The 3,535-nt window shown below is 26.8% G+C and carries 2 protein-coding genes; one reads left to right on the top strand and one right to left on the bottom strand.

The genetic code is table 11. The features are described 5' to 3' along the window. Positions 1–10: 10 nt before the first annotated feature. Complete coding sequence (locus BN899_RS10660; RefSeq protein ID WP_042275220.1) at positions 11–1,558, bottom strand: nitrite/sulfite reductase; 1,548 nt, start codon at positions 1,556–1,558, stop codon at positions 11–13. A 444-nt stretch (positions 1,559–2,002) separates the two neighbouring features. Here BN899_RS10660 and BN899_RS10655 point away from each other — a divergent pair, with 444 nt between their 5' ends. Further along, positions 2,003–3,526, top strand: coding sequence for a hypothetical protein (locus tag BN899_RS10655; RefSeq protein WP_042275217.1), 1,524 nt, complete (start codon positions 2,003–2,005; stop codon positions 3,524–3,526). The last annotated feature ends 9 nt before the right edge of the window (positions 3,527–3,535 follow it).

Below are 3,535 nucleotides of genomic sequence, written 5' to 3'. Positions count from 1 at the left end.
TTATAAATAATTATATTTTATATTTAGCTATTATTTCATTTAATTTATCAGAATTTTTACTTATATATTCATAAAAATCACAGTCAATAGCTTGTGCAATTTCTACTAGCATTTTAGGGATGTCACAAGCTTTATAATCGCCTAAAGAATACCCTAGCTTAGTTTTGGTAAATTCGCAGTCGCCTCCAATATGCAATTCAAAAGCATCTACAGATTTGCCGTCAATATTTTTCATTTTACCAGAAAGTCCAATTTTACCTATTTGATGAACACCGCATGAGTTAGGGCAACCAGATATATGAAGTTTAGGTATTTTATTTAAAAGGCTGTCATCTTTTTGTTCTTTGAAATAATCTATTATTTCATTTAACATCTTTTGAGTATTTTGTATTCCCATTTGGCAAATTGGAACACCAATACATGATACGCTTTGTTCTAAAGAGGAAGTTCCGCTTATAGACTTACTAACTTCTAAAATTCGTTTTGCTTCATTTCCATCTAAGTTAATAACATATAACCCTTCAGTCATAGCAAGTCTTATCATAGGGTCTTTTACCTTATCTAATTCATTAAGTAGAGATTTTAAATCTTTAGTCAATAACTGTCCACCTATAGGATGGATATAAACGCTATAAAGTCCAGATTGACCTTGTTTTATTAACCTAGGATCAGATATATCAATCTCTACACCTTTTTTATTATAATTTATAGGTTGTGGATAAAGATCAAGTCCACCAATTTTCTTTTCTTTATTAGAGTATTCTTTAAATTTCTCTAGAAAATCTTTTTCTCCAAGTTCTTCTACCATATATCTAACTCTAGCTTTGTTTTTATTTTCATAGTTTCCATAATCTATAAACATCTTAGTTAGACCTTCAACGTAGTAAAGAACATCAGAAGGTTTTATAAGCTCGTCAAGTTCTAAAGCTATTTTAGGATTTCTACCTAAACCACCACCTACAAATACTCTAAAGTAAGGAGAGTTGTCTTTAGTAGTAGCAATAAAACCTAAATCTTGAACTGTGCAATGAGACGTATCAGTATAATTACTAGAAAAAGATACTTTTAATTTTCTAGGTAAATGGTAAGATGTTATTTTACTCATAAAATGTTTGTCAGTAGCTACTGCATAAGGAGTAACATCAAATGCATCATCGATATCAATTCCAGAAAGTGGAGATAAGCCAACATTTCTAGGATAATTTCCTCCAGCTCCCCTGCTATATATATCTTTATGTAAAGCTTCTTCCATTATACTACATAAATCATCTACAGAAAGACCATGAAGCTGAATAGCTTGTCTAGTAGTTAAGTGTATTTTTTCTACTTTGTATTTACTAGCTATCTGATATACCTTTTTAAGTTGAAGTTTAGATATAACTCCAGAAGATAATCTAAGTCTGATCATAAAAGACTTTTTATCTCTTTGTGCATAAATGCCGTATCCACCAGAAAAGCCTTTATATTCCATTTTAGAAATTTCACCATTTATAAACTTTAAAGTAGTTTCTTTTAAATTGGGAATTTCTTCTAATAATATTTGTTTTAAATTATTCATTTTTTCACCTCGGTAATATATTGATTACAAAGATATTATACACCTGATTAGAGAAAATTATGATATGTATATTGAATGGTTACAATTAATAAAATATATGGAAAATAGACTTGAATTAGTTAAAAATTTATATATAATAAGGTTAAATAGTTAAATTATGGTTTATAATAACTATAAAGTATGTTTACAAGTACTACTAATAAGTTTATAGATTTCAATTAGAAAGTATGTTATATTAGGCTGTCATTTAGACAGTTTTTTAATATAATAAAGTATTAAGGTTTAAAATACTAATTATACTTTATTTTTATATACCTTTATAGAAAAATAAAGTATGATATTTAAAAGGAGAAATATATAATTATAAGAAATTAATATAACTATTAAGTCATTTAAAATTATTATTTACAGGTAGATATGAATACTCAAAAAGGAAGTGGTTATATGAGGTTTATAAAGGATAGACGCCATAGAACTATTGCTATAGTACTATCTATACCTATACTACTTATTGCTCAATACTACCTTTTTAAATTTGGGATCATGAGACCTATGGTTAAGGGAGTAGAAGTTGAGATAGTAGATGGAGATTATATAAAAGATATAGATAAATTTATCATTAAGTTAGATGAAACCGTAACATTATCAAGTGGAAAATATATAACAATACCTTCCTACTCTAAGAAAGCTAATATTTGGTTTAATATATTAGATGAAAGTGGGACATTAAAAATAGAAGGAAATAAACTAACCGGAGTTAAAGAAGGTATATCATCAGTTGCAATAATGAAAAATACACGGATTTTAAAGAAAGCAGATATAAAAGTGGTAGACCCAGAAGTTAAAACTCTAAAAGTTGATATTGATAATGACTTAAAATATGTGGGAGATAAAGCTACAATAAGTTCGGTAATTGAAGTTGATTATGATAAATTTAAAGAAAGAGAAAAAGTTACATATGAAAGTATGAATGAAGATGTAATTAAAATAAAAGGAAATAGGATAGAAGCTGTAGGAGTTGGAAGAGCCAATATTTTAGTTAAAGCTAAAGGTCAAGAACAAGTATTTAAGTATAATATTAAAGCTAAAGTAGATAAGATAGATATAGCGGATGTATTTGAAGTTAAAATTGGTGAGAGTAAAAAGTTAAGACCAAATGTTGTTACAAATCCTAAAGGTCTAAAAGCTCCAAATATAAAATTTGAATTAGTGGAGCCTAAATTACCAATAGAAAGAGCAATAAGCCTATATGCTGATGGAACTGTAACAGCTATTAAAGAAGGTAGTGAAAAAGTAAGAATAAGCTGTGGAAATAAATCAAAGATTATAACTGTGAATGTAGTTAAAGAATCTATAACAAATAATAAAATAGAAAATCTAGTATCAAGTTATGAAATTATAGATAATAAAGCAGTTATATACTTAGAATGGGATCATTTAGAAGGTGTACATGGATATGATGTATTTGTAAGAAATAACTCTTTACAAGAAAGTGGATTTAAATTATATAAATCAGTAAAGGTTAATGATGAAGATATTAATAATCATAGCAAAATAAAAACTACTTTAGAAGTAAATTTAGTAGATGGTAAGGTGCCGAACTTAAGTATATATGTTATAGGTAATACTGATGTTGGAACAACAAAGCCAAGTAACATTGTGGAAATAAAGCCTCTACAAGATAATATACAAGATTTATCAGTTGAAAATTTATCATATAGTATAGATTATGAAAATAATAGTGCTAGACTTACATGGGATAAGATAAATATTGAAAATTCTTCGTATAGTGTATATGTTAAAAATAATATAAACAATGATGGTTTTATATTATTACAAAATGGAATACAAGATAACGAATTTACAATGAATTTAGGAGATGAAGATGTAAATTTAGATGTCTATGTAGTAGCAAATCAAAATGATAAATACTCTAAGCAAAGTAATATAATTAATATAAAAAAGTAATTAATGAAT

This window comes from Faecalimicrobium dakarense, from assembly GCF_000499525.1.
Classification (GTDB): Bacteria; Bacillota; Clostridia; order Peptostreptococcales; family Peptostreptococcaceae; genus Faecalimicrobium; species Faecalimicrobium dakarense.
This window is presented reverse-complemented; position numbering and strand designations above follow the sequence as displayed.

Bases quoted from the DNA above. Each gene is read 5' to 3' on its own strand.
- BN899_RS10660 (WP_042275220.1), bottom strand. From the start codon at position 1,558: ATGAATAATTTAAAACAAATATTATTAGAAGAAATTCCCAATTTAAAA.
- BN899_RS10655 (WP_042275217.1), top strand. From the start codon at position 2,003: ATGAGGTTTATAAAGGATAGACGCCATAGAACTATTGCTATAGTACTA.